This is a genomic window from Parasphaerochaeta coccoides DSM 17374, assembly GCF_000208385.1.
In the GTDB taxonomy this organism is placed as follows: domain Bacteria; phylum Spirochaetota; class Spirochaetia; order Sphaerochaetales; family Sphaerochaetaceae; genus Parasphaerochaeta; species Parasphaerochaeta coccoides.
This window is the reverse complement of record NC_015436.1, coordinates 324,650-346,669: the sequence shown is the minus strand read 5'-3', so window position 1 is coordinate 346,669 and position 22,020 is coordinate 324,650. Positions and strand designations below refer to the sequence as shown.

At 50.1% G+C, this 22,020-nt stretch carries 19 protein-coding genes and 2 tRNA genes; 10 read left to right on the top strand and 11 right to left on the bottom strand.

What is annotated here, in order from left to right; genetic code table 11:
• Nucleotides 1-152: 152 nt before the first annotated feature.
• The 5 genes from SPICO_RS01530 to SPICO_RS01510 all read left to right on the top strand — a co-directional run bounded on the left by SPICO_RS01530 (nucleotide 153) and on the right by SPICO_RS01510 (nucleotide 6,158).
• Nucleotides 153-225: transfer RNA gene (locus SPICO_RS01530), tRNA-Pro, on the top strand.
• A gap of 261 nt (nucleotides 226-486) precedes the next feature.
• Nucleotides 487-1,380, top strand: coding sequence for a hypothetical protein (locus SPICO_RS01525; RefSeq protein ID WP_052295812.1), 894 nt, complete (start codon nucleotides 487-489; stop codon nucleotides 1,378-1,380).
• A gap of 119 nt (nucleotides 1,381-1,499) precedes the next feature.
• Nucleotides 1,500-3,122 carry a peptidylprolyl isomerase gene (locus SPICO_RS01520; RefSeq protein ID WP_013738933.1) on the top strand — a complete coding sequence of 541 codons (1,623 nt, stop codon included), beginning with the start codon at nucleotides 1,500-1,502 and terminating at the stop codon, nucleotides 3,120-3,122.
• 103 nt (nucleotides 3,123-3,225) lie between these two features.
• Entirely contained in the window at nucleotides 3,226-4,161 is a 936-nt protein-coding gene (locus SPICO_RS09640; protein ID WP_169310038.1) for a DUF2804 family protein, read from the top strand.
• 92 nt (nucleotides 4,162-4,253) lie between these two features.
• Entirely contained in the window at nucleotides 4,254-6,158 is a 1,905-nt protein-coding gene (locus tag SPICO_RS01510) for a DEAD/DEAH box helicase (RefSeq protein ID WP_013738931.1), read from the top strand.
• A gap of 63 nt (nucleotides 6,159-6,221) precedes the next feature.
• On the opposite strand, the gene SPICO_RS01505 is transcribed toward SPICO_RS01510, so the two are convergent.
• The 3 genes from SPICO_RS01505 to SPICO_RS01495 form a co-directional block, all read right to left on the bottom strand.
• Nucleotides 6,222-7,430, bottom strand: coding sequence for a glycosyltransferase (locus SPICO_RS01505; RefSeq protein ID WP_013738930.1), 1,209 nt, complete (start codon nucleotides 7,428-7,430; stop codon nucleotides 6,222-6,224).
• 59 nt (nucleotides 7,431-7,489) lie between these two features.
• Entirely contained in the window at nucleotides 7,490-8,518 is a 1,029-nt protein-coding gene (locus SPICO_RS01500; protein ID WP_013738929.1) for a lysylphosphatidylglycerol synthase transmembrane domain-containing protein, read from the bottom strand.
• 109 nt (nucleotides 8,519-8,627) lie between these two features.
• Entirely contained in the window at nucleotides 8,628-8,912 is a 285-nt protein-coding gene (locus tag SPICO_RS01495) for a Trp family transcriptional regulator (RefSeq protein WP_013738928.1), read from the bottom strand.
• Between the two features lie 231 nt (nucleotides 8,913-9,143).
• Between SPICO_RS01495 and SPICO_RS01490 the strand changes: the two genes are divergently transcribed.
• Nucleotides 9,144-10,034, top strand: coding sequence for a VIT1/CCC1 transporter family protein (locus SPICO_RS01490; protein ID WP_013738927.1), 891 nt, complete (start codon nucleotides 9,144-9,146; stop codon nucleotides 10,032-10,034).
• Between the two features lie 25 nt (nucleotides 10,035-10,059).
• Here SPICO_RS01490 and cls read toward each other — a convergent pair whose 3' ends face one another.
• Nucleotides 10,060-11,595, bottom strand: coding sequence for a cardiolipin synthase (gene cls, locus SPICO_RS01485; RefSeq protein ID WP_148228978.1), 1,536 nt, complete (start codon nucleotides 11,593-11,595; stop codon nucleotides 10,060-10,062).
• 32 nt (nucleotides 11,596-11,627) lie between these two features.
• Nucleotides 11,628-12,527 (bottom strand): tetratricopeptide repeat protein, encoded by a 900-nt coding sequence (locus SPICO_RS01480; protein WP_013738925.1) that lies wholly within the window; start codon nucleotides 12,525-12,527, stop codon nucleotides 11,628-11,630.
• Nucleotides 12,528-12,616: 89 nt separating this feature from the next.
• Between SPICO_RS01480 and SPICO_RS01475 the strand changes: the two genes are divergently transcribed.
• A complete protein-coding gene (locus SPICO_RS01475; protein ID WP_013738924.1) occupies nucleotides 12,617-13,234 on the top strand; it encodes an epoxyqueuosine reductase QueH in 618 nt (205 codons plus the stop codon).
• Here SPICO_RS01475 and SPICO_RS01470 read toward each other — a convergent pair.
• Nucleotides 13,224-15,314: a patatin-like phospholipase family protein gene (locus tag SPICO_RS01470; RefSeq protein ID WP_013738923.1), complete on the bottom strand. Its 2,091-nt coding sequence runs from the start codon at nucleotides 15,312-15,314 to the stop codon at nucleotides 13,224-13,226. The genes SPICO_RS01475 and SPICO_RS01470 overlap by 11 nt on opposite strands.
• A gap of 251 nt (nucleotides 15,315-15,565) precedes the next feature.
• On the opposite strand from SPICO_RS01470, the gene SPICO_RS01465 reads away from it, so the two are divergent.
• A tRNA-Leu gene (locus tag SPICO_RS01465) sits at nucleotides 15,566-15,649 on the top strand.
• A gap of 16 nt (nucleotides 15,650-15,665) precedes the next feature.
• On the opposite strand, the gene SPICO_RS01460 is transcribed toward SPICO_RS01465, so the two are convergent.
• Genes SPICO_RS01460 through SPICO_RS01450 form a run of 3 tightly spaced genes read right to left on the bottom strand, consistent with a single transcriptional unit; the run spans nucleotide 15,666 to nucleotide 19,180 of the window.
• Nucleotides 15,666-16,463 carry a class I SAM-dependent methyltransferase gene (locus SPICO_RS01460; protein ID WP_013738922.1) on the bottom strand — a complete coding sequence of 266 codons (798 nt, stop codon included), beginning with the start codon at nucleotides 16,461-16,463 and terminating at the stop codon, nucleotides 15,666-15,668.
• 15 nt (nucleotides 16,464-16,478) lie between these two features.
• A complete protein-coding gene (mltG, locus tag SPICO_RS01455) occupies nucleotides 16,479-17,993 on the bottom strand; it encodes an endolytic transglycosylase MltG (RefSeq protein ID WP_013738921.1) in 1,515 nt (504 codons plus the stop codon).
• Nucleotides 17,990-19,180 carry a hypothetical protein gene (locus tag SPICO_RS01450; protein WP_013738920.1) on the bottom strand — a complete coding sequence of 397 codons (1,191 nt, stop codon included), beginning with the start codon at nucleotides 19,178-19,180 and terminating at the stop codon, nucleotides 17,990-17,992. Before SPICO_RS01450 ends, mltG begins: the two co-directional genes overlap by 4 nt.
• A gap of 290 nt (nucleotides 19,181-19,470) precedes the next feature.
• On the opposite strand from SPICO_RS01450, the gene SPICO_RS01445 reads away from it, so the two are divergent.
• Entirely contained in the window at nucleotides 19,471-20,052 is a 582-nt protein-coding gene (locus tag SPICO_RS01445; protein WP_013738919.1) for a DbpA RNA binding domain-containing protein, read from the top strand.
• A 2-nt stretch (nucleotides 20,053-20,054) separates the two neighbouring features.
• Entirely contained in the window at nucleotides 20,055-20,735 is a 681-nt protein-coding gene (locus SPICO_RS01440) for an MBL fold metallo-hydrolase (protein ID WP_013738918.1), read from the top strand.
• Between the two features lie 43 nt (nucleotides 20,736-20,778).
• Here the strand turns inward: SPICO_RS01440 and SPICO_RS01435 are convergent, their stop codons facing one another.
• Both SPICO_RS01435 and thrH read right to left on the bottom strand, forming a co-directional pair.
• Nucleotides 20,779-21,147: a TraR/DksA family transcriptional regulator gene (locus SPICO_RS01435; RefSeq protein WP_013738917.1), complete on the bottom strand. Its 369-nt coding sequence runs from the start codon at nucleotides 21,145-21,147 to the stop codon at nucleotides 20,779-20,781.
• A gap of 238 nt (nucleotides 21,148-21,385) precedes the next feature.
• The gene (gene thrH, locus SPICO_RS01430) at nucleotides 21,386-21,988 is read right to left on the bottom strand and encodes a bifunctional phosphoserine phosphatase/homoserine phosphotransferase ThrH (protein WP_013738916.1); all 603 of its coding nucleotides are present in this window, start codon (nucleotides 21,986-21,988) and stop codon (nucleotides 21,386-21,388) included.
• Between the last annotated feature and the right edge of the window lie 32 nt (nucleotides 21,989-22,020).

Genomic DNA, 22,020 nt, shown 5'->3' with positions numbered 1-22,020 from the left:
AGCAGACACATGGCAAAATACCTTATTGTCAAAGGAATTTGAAAATAAGGTCAAAATAAGACGCAAAAATAAAGCGACAACCTCAAGCATTGACAATTCCATGTCTAAAAGATATAGTCCGTTACCGTCCGGCACATGCCGGAATTGAACGGCGGGCAGTAGCGCAGGGGCTAGCGCACTTGGTTCGGGACCAAGGGGTCGGTGGTTCGAATCCACTTTGCCCGATTTTGTAACCTGTTTGTGTATAAAGAATTATGAACAGGTTGTTAATTTTTCTCAAACGAATTTTTTGCTTGTGTACCCACTTACGTACCCACTTGCTGGTAAGTTTGGTTTATTTAGCTATGTCTGGATTGAAAGAATAAATCCAAAACAAGTCATCTCAGCATTGCTTACTCTCACTTTGTGCCCTCATCAGTAGCATAAGTAATTGACATCGTGTACAGTAAGGAAATGGCTACATTCCCTGACGGAAACATAACAAACATGGAAAATGCCCCAGCAGCCTCTGGTTACCGGAGGAGATGGGGTGACAGGAGGGATGGACGGCGACTCAGGACGCTGGCGCCCTATGACACGGTCTCACCTTACATAATGGTCGGGCGCAATGATTCCCAGAACCTCATCACTGATAGCTTCGAATGTACCGCAGCGGATCGCTATGTAAGGCATAAGCGTACCGAAGGCTATGAAGGCTTTGGTATACTGCATCTCATCATTGCCGCATATGTACGCCTTGTATCGCAATGTCCGCGGGTGAACAGGTTCATCGCCGGACAGAAGGTATTCGCCGCCCATGACATCACTGTCAACATCGCCATAAAAAGAGAAATGAACATCAACGAGACGACCACTGTCATCAAGATAAGATTTGCGCCTGAAGATACCGCGACGGACGTATACCGGAAATTCACCGAAGTCCTCCAGCAGACCATCAAAACTGCCAACACGAACTTCGACAACACTGCGAAAATCGTGAACACCATACCCGGCCTCCTGAAAAAATTCGCCGTGTGGTTCCTCAAGACCCTCGACTACTTCGGCAAACTTCCCCACGCCATCATCAAGGTCAGTCCTTTCCATGGTTCCATGTTCATTACTTCAATGGCCTCGCTCGGCATTCCTCCAATCCATCACCATCTGTATAATTTCGGTACTGTGCCCGTATTCATTGCCTTTGGAACAAAACGACCGGTAAAAGTCCTCGACAGCGATGGCGCACTTAAAGAGAAGAAATACATAGATTATACCGTCGTCACGGATGAGCGCATCTGCGATGGTTTTTACTTTGCTTCATGCCTGAAGAGGCTGCGCAGGTACCTGGCGAATCCATCCATGCTCGACACGCCTCCGGAAACCGTCGTCCGCGACTGTACGTGAAGCCGACTTGAAGCTGCGCGCGCCCCGTTTCATTGACAGCTCTGTTTGTACATGGTATTTTCTCATGGTATTCTATATACAAGCGTCATAGACGGAATTTTCCTTTCAAAGAGGTCAGCATGCCTTCCGACAACAATACCAATGACACCAAAGACAGCGTAGACTCCTCCAAGGTCGTGGAGTTCGTACAAAAGTCATCGAAGAACATCGAAACAGACAGAAAGCAGAAACAGAAACCTGGGCATAAGTCTTCAAAGAGTAAAAAAAGCATCGGTTGGCTCTTGGGTGTCATCGTGCTTGTCCTGCTTGCCATCATCATGGTGCTGCCTTCCACGTTTACCAGGGCATCCTCCGGGTACAAGGTGGTGTTCGGAACGTATGATGGCATCGATGTTGCCTATGAGGTATCTCCCAGCGGGTCAGGCAACCATTTCGCCAACCAAGTGCAGGGACTGATGAGCCAGAATCCTAATGCGGCTTCTGATTACAACCAGCTTTACCAGCTTTGGAACTCCGCTTATCAGAACGAAGTGTTCTTTGTAGCCGCCAATGCCTTGGCGAAGAAAGCCGGGCTGGACAAGACCGCAGGCATGGAACAGCTTGTAGCCCAATATATCCGGGAAAGCGGATATTACACGAATGACCAAGGTGTGTTTGACGCGACAATCTACAATAGCACTCCTGCCTTGCAGAAAAGTTACATCAAGAAAAACGTCCAGGAACAACTGCCTACACAAATCATCATCAGCGACCTGTACACAGTCCGCGTTTCTTCCGCTGAGAAAAACTACATCTCCGATGCGGCTGCCACTGTCAGGGATTTTGAATACGTCTCTTTCACCACTGACTCATATCCTGATGCACTGGCAGTAGAATACGCCACCCAGAATCCCGAAGCATTCTCTCAAGTCGGAATTTCACGGATTACCGTAGCTGATGAGACGCTCGCGCTTTCACTCAAGTCTCAGATTGAGTCCGGTACGCTGTCCTTTGAAGATGCGGCGACCGCCAACAGCATCGATGGATATGCCCAGAATGGTGGTGCGGCAGGGACATTCCGCGGCTATGAGCTTTCCCAGTTCATCACGCAAGATATAGACAGAGCCTTGGTTCTTTCCTCATCAGACGGAGCCTTGGTCGGACCTGTGGCCGTCAGCTTAGGGTATGCTCTCCTGCGGATTGATGCCGCAGCACAGGAAGCCGATTATTCAGATCCTGGCGTCCTTTCCCTAATCAAGACGCGCATAGCCCAGGCAGATCCGGAACGGATGGATGCTGTCCTGCGTGAAGAAGCTCAGACTTTCTTGACTGCTGCTTCCGCCACGTCATTCGTTGATGCCGCCGAGGCTGCTTCCTTTGATGTTACGGTCGTCGCGACGACTCCGGTGAATGTGAGCGACAGCCAGTTGATGACTTTCTCTCTGAGCACGACCGATCCAGTGGGATTCCTGAGCATTGCGGCAGAGGACTCAACCATCCACAAGGAACTGTTCACCGCGCCTTCCGGCACAACGCTTGGTCCGTATAAAGCCGGAACGACTTACATTGTGGCGCAGACCGGGGATGATGCATATGATGAAGACATGAAGTCATATCTGGATCTTTTCTACGATTCACCATACATCACCCAACAGCTTGTCGCCCAAGATGCAATTGGTACGGTGTTGGCATCGGACAAACTCCAGGATAATTTCATGTCGGCTTTCTTCTCCCATATCCTGGGTCTAGGCAGCTCACGATAGCAGCACCTAAGAAAGACACGTGCCAGGGCTGTTGCGTATCTGATGATGCAACAGCCTTTTTTATACAGGAGGAATGACACGGGACATGAAGGAGAGACAGTCCTTGGCAACACACAAACGCTTCGCTCTTTCCGGATGGGAACGCTATGTCATCACAGCAGCTGATGGCAGATACATGCTCATTGTGGAGGTTTCCTGTACCGGTCATAAGGAAACTGTCATGATTGCATTCGCTGATATGAAGAAAAACGATGTCGCCCATGCAATGGGTTTCCGACGCCGTTTCCGACATTCGACAATCCTCAGTCATGTTTCAACTGAAGACGGCTACATCACATGGGCAAACCCTGTCCTCAGGGCGGCCTTTGTCGTGCGTGGCAACAAGAGGCATCTTCTGTTCGCATGCCCTTCCCTCAAACTTCCGGATGGTCGCGTAGGACTTGATGTCAACATCATACTGCTCCAGGGAATCTACGAAAAACAGAACAAAGACATGAGCCTTCGTAAGGCGTCTTCCAATCAACGGTCGTGCTGGATGGGAACCATAACAGGCATGCCAGTCAGCGGAACCCTGCGCCTGGGAGAGGACATGGAGGCGTTCAGTCCTGATTCAGCCTGGGCTGCGCTTGATTGGTGCCGGAAGAAAGGTCGTGTCCGGTTGAAGAAATCTCCCGTGCTGAATGCAACAGGTATTCATGATGGCGCGGCATGCAGTATTTCTCTCGCCATGACATCCCGCTCCGGCAGTGGCGAGCGGCATTCTTTTATTTCCTATGAAGGGAAAACCTACAATCTTTCCGGTATCATCTGGGAAGCGCATGAGTATGATGGACTTCTGAACGCAGAAATCCATGATGACGCAGGGATGCTCAACATCCGTTTTATTCCGGCTTTTTCCAACCAGACGGAACCAAGCCGCCTGTTCGGAAGGGTTTCAGGAAGATTCTGTCCCTCCATTGGGAAGGAAATATGGATAGAATCTTTCTCCGGATTCATCGAAGAACGGCGGATTACCGGAGCAACTACTTGCATAGACTGAGCTAATTCATTATATTACTGTGGTATCGTGACTATTTATGTCTCCTAGAATGGACGACACATCAATCCCAAAACCCGATATATTGGAGCTTTATGCCAGACACAGTTACTTTCGCGGACCTTGGACTGTCCGCGCGCACCCTCGACGTGCTGAAAAAGAAAGGATTCGAAGAACCCACTCAAATACAGAAGGAATGTATTCCCCTTCTCCTCCATGAAAAAACCGATGTTATCGGACAGGCCCGCACAGGCACAGGCAAGACTGCCGCATTCGGCATCCCCATTTTGGAAACCGTAGATGAACATGATTCAACCGTACAAGCCTTAATCCTTGCTCCTACCCGTGAGCTTGCTGTCCAAGTGGCTGACGAGATATCCAGCATGCGTCCATCCTCTGGCTTGTCCATAGCAGCCATTTACGGCGGGGCTTCCATGTCCCTCCAGTTGCGGCAGCTCCACAGAGGTGTGCAGATTGTCGTCGGAACGCCTGGACGTGTCCAGGATCATCTGGACAGAGGTACGCTGAATTTGGAGAACCTGAAATTCATGGTTCTGGACGAAGCCGATGAGATGCTTGACATGGGCTTCATTGAAGATATTGAAAACATATTGTCCCGTACTCCTGCGGACAAGCGGATGCTCTGCTTTTCCGCAACCATGCCCGCACCCATACAGAATCTCGCCCAACGTTTCATGAAGGATCCGAAGATTGTGCGGGTCGTTTCCCAAGACATGACCAACTTGCTCACCAACCAAGTCTGCTACGAGGTCAGGGAAAGCGACAAGCTGGAAGCATTGTGCCGGGTCATTGATGTCGCGGTGGATTTCTACGGTCTTGTCTTCTGCCGCACGAAACTTCAATGTGATGAAGTGACCGAAAAGCTGGTCGCCCGCGGACAGGATGCCGATGCCCTGCACGGGGATCTGTCACAGAAGCAGAGGGAAGCAATCCTCAATAGGTTCCGCAGGAGACAGCTCTCCGTACTGGTCGCGACCGATGTAGCCGCACGGGGCATTGATATTCCTGACCTGACCCATGTAATCAATTATTCCATACCGCAGAATCCGGAGGCTTATATCCACCGGATTGGTCGTACCGGACGAGCAGGACGTTCCGGTACAGCAGTCACGTTCATCACGCCACGGGAATATTCAAAGCTCAAGTACATCCAGCGGATAGCCCATACGGAAATACACAGGGAAACCGTGCCGGCCATCAGTGATATCATGGAGGCAAAGAGAAACCGTATCGCTACGGAAACGGAGAGCCTGCTGACCGTGGCGGAAAGTGACCAGTTCCGGCCTCTTGCGCGCCATTTGCTGGAAAGCCATGCAGCGGAAGATGTCGTAGCCGCCCTGCTCACAGGTCTCAACAAGAATGCCTTGGACGAATCCCGGTACACATACCTCAGCTCCGACGCCACAGGCAGGAGGAAAGGACGATTCGCCGAGACAGTTGATCCGGAAAGCGGTTTGGTACGCCTGTTCATTTCACGGGGAACCAAGGACGGCTTGAACAGGGAACTGCTCCAAGAATATGTTTCCAATGCCACCAATGGTTCAGTCTCCCGTCTGTCGGACATAGACATCGGCACTACGTACTCCTTTGCATCGGCGACTCCCGACGATGCAAAAGCGGTCATAGATATTTTTGCCCTCAACGCGCCGGAAGGTGAAGGTCCGCTTGTCACCAAGGCAAAACCTGAGCCGTCATCTTCTTCATTCCACCGCAGAACTCCTTCCAGAAAAGCATATCAGGATCGACCACGGCGCACGGATCGGTACGACTTCAAAGACGAAGCAGGATACCATGGCGGACGAGAACGAGCAGAAAAGGAAAACGACTCTGCACGGTCTGGTTACGGGGAAAAACGACGTTCTCATGGGAAATACACCGCCGATGGTGGCAGTGGCAAGGGCAGATCTTTCAAGAAAGAAAAAAAGCCTTCCGTACTGGTCGGCAAAGATGGACGTCCTTTCCGCAAGAACAGCCGCTGAACACACCACTATCATTGCGGTCAATGACACGAACAAAGCAGTCGCTGCTGCACTGGCAGCAGACTAAACCAACGGAGCTTTTCCCTGACGGGAACGGTATCCGTTGATTAAACTGCGATACCGTTCATCTACAACGCCAACGACCTCCGCCCAGCTGTGATAGATGGTATCACGAGCAGAGAGTCCTAGCCGTGCTCTTTCCTCCGGTTCCCTGATGGCATGCCGCAGGAGAGAGATGAACGCCTGCCTGTCATTGGCTGACAGATATCCATTCTTGCCGTTCTCAATGATTGAGGATGTACAGGATCCTTCAATACCAATGACAGGGAGACGATACGCCGCGGCCTCACGTATGGCTATGCTGGCGACATCATACAAGGACGGGAAAATCATCACATCGGAGCTTGCCAAGACCGTCTTGACCTTTTCCCGATCGGTGATTCGTCCCAGAAAATGTACTTTCTTCCCCAGTCCGTGCGCTTCCACATATGTCTCGAATGATTTCTTGTCAGGCCCCTCCCCCACCATGAGCATCTCAAATTCATCCCCGTCCCTGGCAATGCTTGCCAAGGCATCAAGGAAAAAAGGAATGTTCTTTTTCACGCTCTGCTGTCCCAGATAAACCAAAAGAGGAAGGGATGAATCTTTCATATAAGCCTTGCGTCCGGTGTCCCGCATTGATGCATACAGAGTATCATCCGGAGGTACAAAATCCGTGCAGTTCATCATGATGGTCGCAGGCCCCTGATAGCCATAGGAACGTATGACATCCAGGGCTTCTTTACTGGGAACCCATACTTCATCAGCCTTGTCATAAATTTTCATGCCCATGGATAGTATCTTTTCCGTCATCCACGTGCTTTTGACCACAGACTTGATGTCATCCTTGATTTGCGTATGGAAGGTGATGACGAAAGGAATGTTCCTTTTTCTGGCAATCTTATATGCCAGTCGTCCAAGAAAAGCCGGCTCATGGGCGTGGACAATATCAAAATTGATATCATCAAGAGCCTTTCTAAAACGACGAGGGTATGATACAGCCCCATACGGCTTCATACCCGGCAATGGGTACAGACGGGCACGCAAGACATGAAAATCCCCGGCGTCCCTGTCGGACTCGACATCCGCCTCTGAACCTGAGACTATCGACCTGGCATCCACGTTCATTTTCCTCAGATTCGAGACATAATTCATCAGGACGTTGGCAACTCCGTCCATCACTGGTGGATATGCTTCACAGAACTGACCAACGGTATATAGAGGAGTATCCATGTAATCTTACCTCCATGCATAACTGTGTCTCAGGCCGGATATAGCGACAAGATATTACTTTAAGCCGCACTCGCGTCAGGAACCGGCTTCTGCTTCTTTTTTATTCCGAATGCAACCACACCATACATGATGGGCAGATAAAAAGCCAGCAATCTCCAGACGACCATGGCAAAGTCTACATTCCTCTCTCCCATCACCGTACCCATGATTTGAAGGAATATGCTATCTCCGAGTCCCAGTCCTCCTGGGATGGGCACGTAGGCGTGAATTAAAGAAGCAAAAGATTGAAGTGCCCCGACATCTATGATTGATTCCCCAGACAGTCGCAGGCTCCGGTATACGGCGTAGGTGAACACCATGGTGAAAGCAACCTGCAAGAAGCCAAGAGCGATCAAGCCCACCCATGAGGAAAACGTCGTCTTCATCCCGCGCACATTCTCTCCCATCCGGGTGATTTCCTCAACAGTCCTTTCGCTGAGCCGTTGGGGATTCTTCACGATTTTTACCTTCCCCAAGAAACGAATCACAACCTTCACAATCCCTGATATGAGCTTCTGCGCCCGCAGTACCAAGACAAAGAACAAAACGGCGAAGATGCTGACGACCATACCGGCATAGATAAGCAACCATATCCCGGAAGACAACCCGAACCCTCCTGACAGCCATCCTTTCAGGACGCTGAGAATAATCACGCAAGCATATCCTCCCTGATAGGCGATTGCCTTTGCCATGAGAACGGTCGCGCTATCACCTGCCCTCATCCCGTCCTTGGTGAGCAGGGCAATCTGTGCAGGAAAATTCCCCGCCATCATGGGCGTGATATGTCCCAGCATGTTCCCGACTAAAATGGAGCGCATACAGGTCAGAAACGAAGGAGAATTGGGATAATCACGGCTCAGCTTCCAGATAATCATGGCATCACATGCATGGGAAACCCACTGAAACAGGATTCCCACCCAAAGCCAACCTATAGCCATTGATGTCACATGCAGACGGATGTTCGTCAGTCCTTCTTTCCAGACAAGGTAGCCCATGAACGCAAACAAGGAAACGACGATGAAGACCCAATTCCAGAGTTTATTTTTCATATCAGCGTTGATTGTAGCCAGAGAAAGGAGACAAGGTCTAGATACTTATGACGGAAGACAAACAATCCACACGTTTTCCGAATGTCCCAAAGAGATGATTCTTGATTCATCATAGTTGTATATGATCATCATATTTATCCGAAAGGAGACGGCGGGAGTAGGAATCCTTCTGTTTCAGTATCCTTGAACCACGCGTGACCTTGCAGAGGCTTATGCCATATTTCGAGGCTATGCCGCGCTGGGGCATGCCTTGGTAGAGATCATTCATGAGATTCCACCTAAGCAGGACAGATTTCTTCTCATGCGGTGTCAACAGCTCATCCAGAAGCTGCTTCATCTTCTCAGTATCAGTGGTCGATGCAAATACAGCAATCAACTCATCGTAATCAGTCATGCATTTCCTCATTCATGCATCAAGTGTATCTATATAGAGTAACTTCCGTCAAGCACAAAGAACGGAGACAGGGAGTTCCCGCCATCATCCTCACTACACCCACTCTTTGTCTGTTCTTTGTCTGTTCTTGCCATCGCTCTGCCGTTCCCAAAACACAGGATATGATGTTATACTCACGTAGATGGCATGCGCCCGTCTGTCCCGCAGGGGCGCTCCACTACGGGAGAAAACATGGGAAAAACATCCGATATACCGGCTGAAGCAATAACCTTTCTGAAAAAAATGCAGAGAATCGAAGCTGACGACATGCTGACCTACGCAAAGATAGGACGCCACGTCAAAGATCAGCATAACAAAGCTGTCATATTGAAGCTTGCCAAGGACGAAGAACGTCATGCCCATATCTGGACACGTTACACCGGCAGTAAGCCGAAAGCCCACATGTTCACTGTATATTGGAACTATTTCCTCAGTTTCATCCTGGGATTCACTTTCATCATCAAAAAAATGGAAAAACGTGAAGACCGAACGAACCTGAACTACCACACATGGGAGCATGTGATCCCCGAAGCACGTACCATAGCCGACGATGAAGAAGACCATGAAAGGCAACTGTTGGAAATGCTGGATGAGGAAAGACTGAGATATCTCGGTTCATTCGTCCTTGGGCTGTCCGATGCATTGGTCGAGCTGAGCGGCACTTTAGCGGGACTGACCCTCGCCCTGACGAACACCCGGCTCATTGCGCTCTCCGGTATGATTACTGGCATAGCGGCTACTCTCTCCATGGCGGGAAGCGAATATCTGTCCAAGAAAAACGAAGACTCCCCGGACAACGCTCTGAAAAGTAGTCTTTACACGGGAGCCGCCTACCTTGTCACCGTCGCTCTGCTCATCCTCCCCTACCTGCTCCTTCCTTCCCACGCATGGCTGACTGCTTTGATTATCATGCTTGCTACCATGCTGCTGATTATCATTTTCTTCACTTACTACGTCAGCGTGGCGAAAAGTCTGCCTTTCTTCAAACGATTTATCCAGATGGCTGGTATCAGCCTGTCGGTCGCCGCTATCTCCTTCGGCATCGGCTTCCTGGTCAAAGGATGGCTCGGCGTAGACATCTGAGAGCGTAAGAGCGTATCAGCGAGACTCACATCAGTGGCGCGAATGCCTTGAAAAAAACCTGGATAAATTTCTTGGGCAGAGAGAGCGCATCGACCTTGTCCACCGTCATTTCATCGCAGACCTCAAAGGTATCCCTGATGTCGTCCCTCACCTTCATGACCACCGAAGAACCGAAAAACATGATTCCGCATTCAAAATGCAAAAAGAAGGAACGATAATCCATGTTGGTCGTGCCGACGACAGCCATCTCGTCATCACAGACAAACATCTTGGAATGAATGAAACCGGGAACATATTCATAGATGCGGACTCCTGCCTCAAGCAGGTTCCGGTAATAAGAACGAGTGACCGGATGCACATACGGCTTGTCAGCGTAATGAGGCGTGATGATGCGGACATCAATGCCGCTCTGGGCGGCTATCCTCAAGGCAGTGAGCATCTCATTGTCCAAAATCAGGTAGGGCGTCGTCATCCATACATAATGTCGAGCCGTATTGATGATTTGCATGTAGACGTTCTCACCTACGTTGTGGTTGTCCCCTGGAGCATCACCAAAGGGCTGGACGAAGCCATCGGTAGGATATTTCTTTGTCGGACGATATGCATCAAGTTCCAAGTCCTTACCGGTTGAGAAAAGCCAGAGCTGGAGGAACATGAGCGTCATGTTCCATACCGCGTCGCCCTTGATCATCACTCCTGTATCCTTCCAGTGCCCAAACCGGATTGAGCGATTGACGTACTCGTCAGCAAGATTCAAGCCGCCGGTATAGGCGATGTTGCCGTCGATGACACATATTTTCCTGTGGTTCCGAAAATTGAAACGAGCGTTGAGATGTGTCTTCAATGGATTGAAAGCCACCACCTTGATGCCTGTGGCGGCCAACATCTTGTCAAATCCAGAGGGAATCGTAGTGATGGAACCGACATCGTCATACATGAAGCGGACATCAACCCCTTCCCTTACCTTCTGGACAAGTATGCTGAATATCATGTCCCAGACTTTGCCGGATGCCACAATGAAGAATTCCAGGAAAATGAATCTGCGGGCGGCTTTGAGTTCCGCAAGCAACGAATCAAAGAATGTCTCCCCTGATGAAAAATATTCCATCTGGGTATCTTTCCAGACAGGAAATTCGCTCGTTGCGAAGATATAGTCGCTCTGGCGAACGAACAAAGGGCTCATTGTCTGCAAAGCCTGACGCACCACGGTATCCTGCCGCGGTCCGTTGACACGGGCATTCTGGTATCTCTCCGACAGCCGACGGAGATTGGGGCTTTTCATGGCACGGAGCTTCTTGTTCCCAAACATCAAGTAAAAGATTCCTCCGTAGATTGGAAAAACAAGGATGGGCAGCATCCATGCTATCTTGTACGCCGGATTCTCATCTCTGAACAGGATGAAGACAACAATGAGAAAACTCAATGTATAGAACAAGGGGACCACCACCTTGAAAGTCGCAAGGTAATCAATGGCAAAGACCATCAGAATGAGCTGGATGGCGATTAGGATGATGGAAATAAAAAGACGTCCAGTCAGCAGTTTCAGTAATTTTTTCATCATGGCCTCATTTTCCCGTCAGATGCGTTCATGCATCACCATGGGGATCCGCCCGCGGCGACAACGGCTCTTTTGTCTTCAAGCACTGCCAAGGTCGCGTTCATCTTTCCTTCATCGGAAAGAGTGTCGATGATGTCCTGGATGACAGGGACAGCAGCCCCTGTCACGCAGGAGAAACGTTTCTCCAACGCCTCTCCAAGCAATATCAACCCGTCTTCAACCAAAGCATAGTGGAAGCGCACCTGCGCCGCATGGAGGAACGCTTCGGGGAATCCTGGGCTTGAGTCCTTGAACAGCGCGTCATATATGGTTGCGGCGGCATCCCAATCTCCCTTGATGATTGCGCTCCACCCGCGGTTATCATCAAGTCCCGCGCTGGAGATATCTTCATCCTGTGCCTCGGCGAGAAGTTCATCAGCTTGGGACATCTCTCCGGCAGCCAAAAGATATGTGCTCAGGTTTATGTAGAGGGTTTTGTCCCGTATCCCTTTTTCCCGCAGTCCGACAAGACGGGCTACAGCTCCTTTCAGGTTCCCGTCACGAAAATCCGCCATGGACTGGATTAGTTGAATCCGGGCACGGTCTTTTTCATCTTCCAAAGCTTTGACCGCCGGTGAATCGAGCAGCATTCTTCCTTCATCCACATCCCCTCGTTGGATATGCGCATTGGCAATGTCGATGAGACGCTTCGCAGGCAGACCTGCCTTGCACGCCCTGGCGTATGAATGCCAGACTTTTTCCATGTCGGGCATTGGCCGGGAAAGTTCACGATTCCCTTGGACAAAGAACAAGGTCGCACGCTGGGCATATAGGAAAAGAAATAGCAGGAGGGCAAGGATACCGAGCTTGCCCAACCCCGGCAGAACCGTTGCAGGAAGGGTTATGGTAATTGCGGCCGCCACCGCAAAGGCTATCATCAAGGATTTGTGTTTCATGGAACATCCTCCTCAGTAATGGTAAACACATTTTCTGTACGGAGCAAGATGTCTTTACAGTCTCCTGATTGGCAGGTTAGGATACGCCCATGATGACCTTGATTCCTGATGTCGCGCCAGGCATACTTCTCCATGCATGCTGCGGACCATGTTCAACCGCTGCGCTGGAACGCCTTGTCATGGACGGCTGGCGTCCTACGGTGTGGTTTGGCAACAGCAACATTTATCCTCTGTCCGAAGCCGACAAACGTTACCGTGAACTGTGCCGCGTAGCGGAATTTTACAATCTGCCTGTCATCAGGGGAGAATGGAACCATGCCGCATGGCGTCAGGCAATAGCCGGACATGAAGATGCCCCCGAACACGGGGAAAGATGCTCCCTCTGTTTCGCCTATAATCTCAGGGAGACGTGGAAGAAAGCCAGCGAACTTGGATTCAGCAGGTTCACCACTACCCTGACAGTCAGCAGATTCAAGAAAAGCGCGACCATCTTCTCTGTCGGCGAGCAGTTTGAAGGCTTTGAGAAAATAGATTTCAAGAAGAAGGATGGTTTCGCCCGTAGCGTCACCCTGAGCAAGGAGCTGGGATTGTATAGGCAAGATTACTGCGGATGCGAGTTCTCCTTGCGGGATAGCATCATCAATCGCGCCACCAGTTCATGCGCCCGTTGCTCAGAACGCACGGATTGCGCTACGTTCATAGATTGAACGACACTCCCCAGACCATTCCACCATTGCTCGGCTGTTTGCGGGAGAATTCATAACCAGCATACACGGCCAGAGGAAATTCTTTCAATCCGATAATCTTCATCGTCATGTCAACCTGCATGCCTATTGCGACAGACGGCACAAGGCCATCGCCCCACAGAAGGTCAACGTAGGGACCTAAGCGCGGCTGGTCGAGCAATACCAGTTCCCCAAACGATGGATTCACGGCAAAGGGAACAATCCCTACATAGAAAGAACCAGTCACCAAGAATGGAGAACCGAGATTCGTGGAAGACCTTCCTCGGCGCAGGAGAGAAATAAGCCTGCTCCGGTATCCGTCCTGGGCAAAATATGGCACATCTCCTTGACCGTCCAAGGCAAAACGGACACTGACCTTGGCGTCAAGGGTGAAAAGTTTACCGAGCCGGAAGGCGGACGACAGGTTTCCTCCGGCAAAATTCCTCAGGCGTGGATTTGCGCCATGTCCATAGAGTTGGTACAGCAGGGAAAAAAACAGAGGCTTGCTCAGAAGGCTGTTCTGGAGAAACCATGAACCATAAAACCCTGCTGTCAGCAGAAATTCCTGTTCAGGAGACTTGCGGACTACTTGGAAAGACATTTCGGCAATCCCGGCCAGTGACAAAACCAAGTTGCCGTCCGCAAGAATTTGACGAAACTCGGCGCCCGCGGACGCATAGATGTCAGACACCAGATTGCTGTTTCCGGCAAGGAAACCTGCCACATCAGCAGAGAGACGCAGGAAGCTGATGGGATAGAAGTCGGCATGGGCTCCAAGAAGCGGATGTATGCTCAGTTCAGCATTGCTCCTGATCCTGGCTCCGCCTCCACCCAGCATTGATACTTCCAAGTCGCCGCTGAGCATCTTGTATTCCAGTCCCAGAGCCGTATCTTCCCTAAGATATTGACCACTACTGGGATAACCATGGCTTTCAAAACCAAAGCTCAGGGCTCCGGAAGTACGGGCAGCAGTCGTGTGGCCGAAAATTTGTTTCTGAGCACGGACACGCTGGATGTCCTTTGCCCTGTCAGCGCGTATTTGATCAAGTGAGGATACCTCAAGACTTGAATCCGCAAGGACGGCAAGTGCTTCCCCCTGCGCTTTCGCGGCCTCATATCCCTTCCCAATGATTTCCGCTGCTTTGGAGAATTCCATGAAACTGATTTTCTCCACGTCAGGGCGTATCCACAGGAGGGATTCCGCGTAGCGGTACATTTCCGCGACTCCCTCACGGCGTTTGCCAATATCAAGGGACACGTTGAGGACGGTCAGAGGATTGCGGAGATTCAGCGTATCGACATCATAGAATGTGGTGGAAACAATCACCGTATCAGTATATTCATACGCAAAAGAAAGCGGAGTCAGATTAGTGATGCCTCCGTCTATCAGCAGATGGCCGCGATACTCAACGGGATCGAAATACACAGGAATGGCGAATGAGGCCGCCAGCGCCGTGGCATAATCTCCTTCCATGATGTGAACCTGACGTTTCGTCACCAGGTCCTCGACTACAATCATGACTGGAACAAGGGAATTTTCAATCTTCATATCATGGCCGATGTGCGCCGCAAGAAGAGATTCAAAACGGGAGAGTGACAACAGTCCCCCTTTCGTGGGCAGCACAAGGTCGAACAGTCCGCTCATATCCGTTTCTGTCAGGATGTCACTAATTTGATTGGGGGAAAAGCCTGCGGAGTACAGCAGGGCGACTATGGAGCCCATGGAGTTGGAAATGATGAAATCGGGGATGATTCCTGCTTCTTCCATATACATGAGGACGCCGATATGCGCCATCGCACGAGCGGAGCCTCCCGAAAGGACAAGGCCGATAGGGTCGCGTTTCCCCTGTGTTCGTTCCAAGATTCGTGTCCGAAAACCTTCCTCACCGTAGGAAATAGGATACGGGGAAGCAAACAATTCGCCGGAAAAAGCATCAAATACCTGTGTAACAGGAGGAATTTCAGTGGACAATCCACCTTCCGCTGCTACCGGCAGGCACAGAATGAAGAACATAAGAATGGTAGCAAGGACGGATATTTTCCGTACAGGTCTTTGAAACATAAGATATCTCCTACTCAGGGCGCATCCTGGTTTCATGGTAAATCAATCCGTGGTGAAATTCAACATGCGTTTCCATTCCCTACATTTTTATACATCTTTATGCATCTTTATACATCTCCATGTGGATGTCTTGCATATGTTTTATTGTATTCTTTGCCTTCTAAGTATGCTTAAGTTGCCTAAGAGTGCCTAAGAGTGGAGTTCTCTGTTGATTTTTTTTCTCCCTTCACTTATAGTGTGACGGCATGCCAGCCGGCATGGTGAAATTGGTAGACACGATAGACTCAAAATCTATTGGGAGCAATCCTGTCCCGGTTCGAGTCCGGGTGCCGGCATTTTGCAATGGTAGTTTTATAATTTCAGATGCACAATGATTGTCCTCTTTTTATCATCTGCAACCTTCATTGCAATCCGAGTATATAATTTCAATCGCTTTGCGAGCATAATCCTTGCTTGCGTAAAAAATGGGCGTTCTTCTAAAAGAACCGTACCTGTTTGCCGGGCAAATTCGGTACTGTCATTGATATAAAAATACATTTGTGCATCCGTATTTCCTGTTTTTCTTACGTACGCATTCGCGTATTTTATGCCGATTTGGTTTGTTGCATCAAAAATGAACTCCGCATTATCAAAAGTATCTCTAACGTTGTGTATCAGCTTAATGATTTTCTCCTGTTTGAAATACTGGAATACTCCGGACGCGAGCAGTAACGTAGGCAATGCCTTGTCAATATGAGCGGCCCATACCACATCAAATGCGTTACCGCCAATCAATGATTCATTCTCATTATCCCCTAAAACGATGCGCCGGGAATGAATAACCTCTGGTAAATCAATTTCATAAAAGAAAGCTTGTTTGTTATTTAAACGAAAATAAGCTGTTTCCAAGCCTGCACCTAAATAAATAACATTACATGTGCCATTTTGTGCAATGTACGTTCGCACCATATCATCCATGTTATGGTATCTGGCAACAGAAGCCATGAACGAATATTCGGATGATTTCTTCTGAATGATATCATCGGCAATATATTTTTCCAACGACAGCGCTTTTTCATCATAGAAATACTCTGGGTATTTCTTTGACACATAGATACGCGCCTCCAACGGTATAAACAATGTGTCAGCCACACCTTTAAAGTTGCCCATACACATACCTCCTGTTCATCTGCCCAGATATTCCGCAATGTTCCGTTTGTGTCCTTCATAGTCTTCGGCATAATGGATGGTTCCTGACGCATCATGCAGATAATAATACCATGATGTTTTTGGTGGCATGGCAGCGGCCAGCAAAGCATTGGAAGATGGCGCGCAGATGCCGGAAGGAGGAAGTCCCGCGACGCGTCGTGTATTGTAAGGCGTCCTCTTTTCAAATACCGATGCAGGTATGGGTTCTGACCAGTTGCCTGTCTCGTAGCGTGTGGTCGCATCGATTCCCAAAGGAATGCCATCTGCCAGCCGGTTGTGAATAATTCCGCTGATGTCCGGCATCTCCTGCGGATTCTTTGTTTCAGCAGTAATCATGCTGGCGATGATGATTATTTCCTCAACAGCCATATCTTGTTCGGAAATGTTCTTTAGGACAGGTTTCAGTTCAATGAGTGTCGCGTGGTACATTGCCGAGGCCAAACTACGGGCGGCATCGGAAACAGGAATCCTGTACGTTCCTGCCATGAACCATCCTTCGGTGAAGCCCAGTCCCTCATGGCTGGCAAGGCTGTTCGCCGCGGCAAGGAAATCACCCGGCAAGGCAAGGAAGCGTGAGGCAACATAGGCATCAATCTCAGAAAGCGTCAGTCCGGCATAAATCATTACCTCGACCTCATCTCCCTTCTCTTTCGTCAGGACTGATATGAGCTGCGGAAAATCCATTTCAGGCTGGAGATAATGAACCCCTGCCTTGAGTGATGACTCGGCACCCTCAGCCATCACCGCCGAGAGGAAACTTTCCGCATCAGCGACAATGCCAGAATCAGCAAGAAGTCGTGCGATAGCAGCGGCCCCCCACCCTTGCTCGATTGTCACCGGAACCAACGTCCCCGGAGAAAGAGCAGATACCGGAGCAGGTACAGGCTTCCTTTGTGCTGATGAAACGGACGAAAAAAGCAGGGACGGAGTATCCGCTTTAGAGGCCATCTGACGTACCAGAATGATAACCGCTATCCCCATGACCATGATTCCGAATGCGCAGAGCAAAACAATAAAGAGCCTTTCAGCAGGCATCTTTTGCCGGGAGGTCACAGGCTGGGGCACCTGTTTTGGTGGAACCTCACGGGACCGGGCACGAACTGTCCGTGCGACATGGTCGAGCGTCCGCGCATCATCGCCCTGGCGGGAAGAATTACGGGATGAACTACGGGATGAAAAAGTTTTTCCTCCCCCTGCGCCAGATGTTCGGCTGGATGTGGAAGCATTCCGCAGCTGTTTTTTCTTTTCTATGGAGACTTTCATTGAGACGGATTTAACCGGACGGGAAGTTGCTTCAGTTTTTTTCTTCTGTTCCAGTTTCCTGCGGGTATCTTCCAGCGTTGGGGGAGGTTCTAGAAGGTCAAAGTCAAACTCCGGTTGCTTGTCTTTCGGAGATGGTCGAGCCGTCTTACGTACTTGTTCCGAATAATCCTTTGCTGCCAGCTCAGCTTTCATTTTGTCACTCAAAGGCCGGGAGGAAGGGTTACTCATGACAGTTTTGTCTCCTCATCAAGAGAAAACAAAGCTTTCTGTTTCCGCTCACGCAACCCCTCGGTACGCAGGTATGTTATTTTCTTTTTCTTTTCATCAATGTTTCCCAGGATGTCCTCGACTTGACGTTGGTAGGATACAATCTGATCCTTGAGATGAACCACACGTTCCGCATCACGGGAAATCAGCAGCTCCAGTTCCTCCACGTCGATATCAACGCCAAGTTCGACTATCCGCTCCTCCAGTCGAAAGAGCCGCCTTTCATGCTTGAGTATCTGGTCATAAACTGCCATCACAATGGCAGGCAACGGCATGTTCGGAATCCATGATGCGGCGTTGTGGCATAAAGCCTTGCCGTATGTCACGGCTTGGGCATGAACCACATTCTGCTTTGCGTCCCGTTCTTGGGTCAGGACTTGAATCCTCCGTGCTGTCTCTCCCCCACCCGCAGGCTGTCCGTCTTCTCCGGTCAATGCCCCCTGTACGCGGTCAAGCCTTTTCCGGCTTGCTTCCAAGTCTTCGGTTATGGCGGCACTCTGTCCGTCTATCTGATTCAGTTCTTTCAGGATGTCAACGGTTCTGACGCTGGGAAGGTCAACGATACATTCCATATCATAAAGCTTCCTGCCTGTCTCATGAAACAGTTTGGCGCTGCTTTTGCCCAAGCGCGATAGCTTCATGCGGGCATATGTCGCCCGAAGTCGGGAGAAAACGGGTTTCAAACCTTTCGGATTATGCTGCATGTCTTTGATTGATTCATCATAGACGGCATGGAAGGCGGCAAGGCTCCGCTGGCGGGCATCCAGAGCAGGTAGAAGCGGTTCCAGATGATGAGGCAGAGATCCCGCCCACGCAGCTTCAAAGGCAATGGCTCCGGCACGGGAAAAGACCTCCCCTCGCCGTGCCGACAGTTCCTTGAGCGATTCCTTGAGCTGTCCCATCCTTTTCTTATGATCATCAGCTTCCCTGACGAGGGAAGAAAAATGATCAAGCTGGCTCTGGGATACCCGGAACTCCTCAAGGCTCTTGCTGTAGACATGGAATTCTTCCATGCACAGAGGCAGTGGGAAAGTATGGTGAAGCAAGGCGATGTGTTCGCCAAACTCTCCGTAAAGGGCATCAAGGTCCTTTCGTGCAAACTCTATTTCTTTTTGTGTCGCGGCAATTTCGGATTGCAATCTGCCCATGGCGGAATACTAGCACATAGGCGTTTTCTTGACAAAGGCCGACTCTCTTTATATCCTGACTTAACAAGACACATCACCGGATCACCATACATGGCACACGCATGGCACGGTCGGCTTGGCAGCAATGGAAGACAGTTCGTCCGCATGAGGACTTCCCGCTTTCCAATTCATTCAGACCTGATGCATTGTCCATGGTATTTTCAAGGCATGACCCGTGGGGAGGATTCTTCAGTCAGTCCTTACCCTCGCGCTTCCATCTGGTGCATGCCGGTGTACCTAAGGAGTTTTTCATGGCGTATGACAACACGGACAAATCCGTCGGTTTTGACCCAGAAATCCTGGCTGGCAAAATAAAGGAACTTGCCGCCCAGACCCGCAGCGACAGCAATGTCGAAACGCTTGATGCCTTGCGCAAGCTAATCAAGAGGAATGTCCCCTTTACCCTCCGAGGCTACTTTTCCGCTTACCTCCTGAGAGAGTTGGTTACATCATCTTCCTCCAAAAGTTGGAAGCCTTCCACGGAAAGACCGAAACAGCCCCGTACCCCACGCCCTCCCCGCCAGGATGCGACAGATGGGAATTCTCCGGCAGCCGATGGCGACGGCAAACGCAGCCAAAAGCCTCTCCCCGAAGGGACGCGCACCCTTTACCTGAATATAGGAAAGATGAAACGGCTCCACGCCAAGGATTTGTCCGTCCTTCTCCAGGAAAAGTTGGGGATAACCAGGGAAGACATCCTGTCCATCAGGATTCACGACAAATATACTTTCATCGCCATGAAGGAAGAACATTGCGAAAAAGCCATTGAGCTTCTCAATGGCATAGATATCAACGGACGCACAGTGGCAATCAGCTATTCCAACAGGGAATAGGAATGAAACTTCTCCGTCTCATAGCTACTCCTGATTACGGCACGAACTGTTATCTCTACAGCCCTGATGATGCGGGGCTGTGGATTATTGATCCGGGAACTAAAGGACTGGCAATCATAGCAGAAATTGAAAAGCTGGAGATGTCGCCCAAAGGCATCCTTCTGACACATTCGCATTGGGATCATGTGCTTGGACTGGGCGTGCTGCGCAAAGCGTGGCCGGAGATTCCTATTCTCATCCATGAAATGGAAAGGGACTGGCTAGGACAGGAAGGCAGCCGGAAACAGAAAGAACTGGTCAAGGTGCTCGACCCTGGTTTCTACGAGTCATACAAGGAGGCTTTCGACAGCCTCCCCTCCGCCTCCGGTACGTTCACTGACGGAGACTCCGTAGCCTCAGGAGCCTTGACGGTCATCCACACGGCGGGACATTCCCCTGGCTCTGTCTGTTTTCATGGAATCAGAGAAGGCATCCTTTTCTCAGGTGACACTTTGTTTCAAGGAAGCATAGGCCGTTCCGATCTACCCGGCGGCAATCCGCAGGAGCTTCAGGAAAGCCTTGTCAGGCTTCTGCTTCTCCCCGATGAGACATGGGTGCTGCCCGGACATGGAAGCCCGACTACCATAGGCAAGGAGCGCAACGACAATCCCTGGATTGGGCATCCCACGCACGTGAAAAAATAAGAGACTATGGTGAGACGGCCTCGGACGGAGGCAGTCTGTCAGGTCAGGACTTTCGCCCCGGTCCTTCTTCCATGTTCTTGCAATCGATGCACAACACCGCATAGGGTATGGCCTTGAGTCTTTCTTCCGGTATCTTTTTCCCGCATTTCAGACATCTACCGTATTTGCCTGTGCCAATGCGAGCCAAAGCTGCTTCAACGGCACGTAGTTTATTTGCCTCATGCTTGTTCAAGGCTTCCATCTTGCGAATCATGATATCATCGGACGCGACATCAATGCTGTCCTTGATGCCCATGGAATTGACCAGTCCGCGAAAATCTTCATCTCCAGAAGCAATAGCCTCCAAAAGCTCTCCATGCATCTCCAGAAGTTTCTTTTCCATTTCCGCAATGAAAGCACTTTCATCAGTCATATGAATTCCTCCTGTAGCAGCGGAAACCAGAGAAGTTACCTGATTATTCCGAGGGGTTGTTGCTAACACCTGAAAGCTACTTTCTTCCTCTCGGAGAAGCCCCCGTGAAGAATCATCCATAAAGATGAGGGGCAATGCTACTCAAGTCAAGTCTTTTTTAGGAATTTACACTTTTCTCCTTTTTCCTTTCATGCCATTGCTATCACAATTCCATGATATTCCCACAGTCAGGGACGGTTCATGCAAGGAATTTTTCAACCAACGTGAGGAAGCCGTCATAGTCTTCCACCGCTGGAATCTCCGGATGCGCCTCCACGATGGTGTGAGGAGCTCTGAAAAACGCTCCCGTCGCCGCATGGGTAATCATACCCAGGTCGTTGTATGAATCTCCGGCGGCAAATACGGTGAATCCCATTGCGGTGAAATGCTCCACAGCATGTCTTTTACCATCTTTCTGGCGGAGCCTGTAACCGGAGATGGAGCCGTCGGCGGCGACTTCCAGTTCGTTGCAGAAAAGGGTCGGCCATGCCAGTTTCTTCATCAGGGGACCTGCGAACTGGGAAAATGTATCTGACAGAATGACCACTTGAGTACGCACCCGCAATTCATCAAGGAAGTCCAGTGCCCCTTCAAGCGGGTCAATGCGTGAAATAACATCTTGGATGTCCCGGAGCTTCAGGCCATGCTCACGCAAGATGTCCAGTCGTCCCTTCATCAGCACATCATAATCGGGTATGTCACGTGTGGTAAGCCTGAGATGTTCTATGCCGGTCTTCTCGGCAAAGCTGATCCATATCTCCGGGACAAGTACTCCTTCAAGGTCAAGGCACACTAATTTCATGAAATCCTCCGCTCGGATGCACTCCAGTATCC